At 71.8% G+C, this 586-nt stretch carries 1 protein-coding gene; it reads right to left on the reverse strand.

Annotated elements, in window-relative coordinates:
• A partial coding sequence (gene cpaB, locus G3N93_RS41220) for a Flp pilus assembly protein CpaB (RefSeq protein WP_307873462.1) occupies positions 1–578 on the reverse strand: 578 nt, incomplete at its 3' end.
• Positions 579–586: the final 8 nt, after the last annotated feature.

A 586-nucleotide genomic window follows, 5' to 3' on the forward strand; every position in this document is an offset into this window, starting at 1 on the left:
GATCTGCGCGCCGGCGCGTCCGGTGCGCTCGCGGGTGCCTTCGCGCGCTGGAATTCGGAACCGACCGCGAGCACGCGCGCGCGCCGCACCACCGTCTCCGCTTCGAACGTGCCGGGCGACGTCGCCGAACCGCCGATCTGCTGCGTCAGCAACACGTCGACGAAGTCGCCCGGCTGGATCAGCCCCGCGTTGCCCGACACGTCGTCGACCGGCACCGAGATCGCGCGCATGCCCGGCTGCAGCGCGGCCGCAAGAAAATCCGGTGCGCCGGCCGGTATCACGTTCTCCACGCGAATCGGTGCGCCTGCGCCGACGTGGTTGCGCAGCAGCGCGCCCTTCAGGTCCGCGCCCGGCTGCGACTCGACGAACGCGCCAGCCGGCACCTGTGCGCGCGGCATGCGCTTCCACGCGAGATCGTTGTCGCGCAGCAGCAGCCCTTCCGGCAGATCGGCGGCAGCGACCCGCACGCGCGCCTGATCCGTTTCGGTGGCCACCGACGGCGTCGACGCGGCGACGTACAGTTCGCGCAGGATGAACGCACCGATGCCGGCGGCAACGACGAGCACGGCCAGTCTCAGCGGTTTGG

It is taken from the genome of Burkholderia sp. Se-20378 (assembly GCF_017104665.1).
Classification (GTDB): domain Bacteria; phylum Pseudomonadota; class Gammaproteobacteria; order Burkholderiales; family Burkholderiaceae; genus Burkholderia; species Burkholderia lata.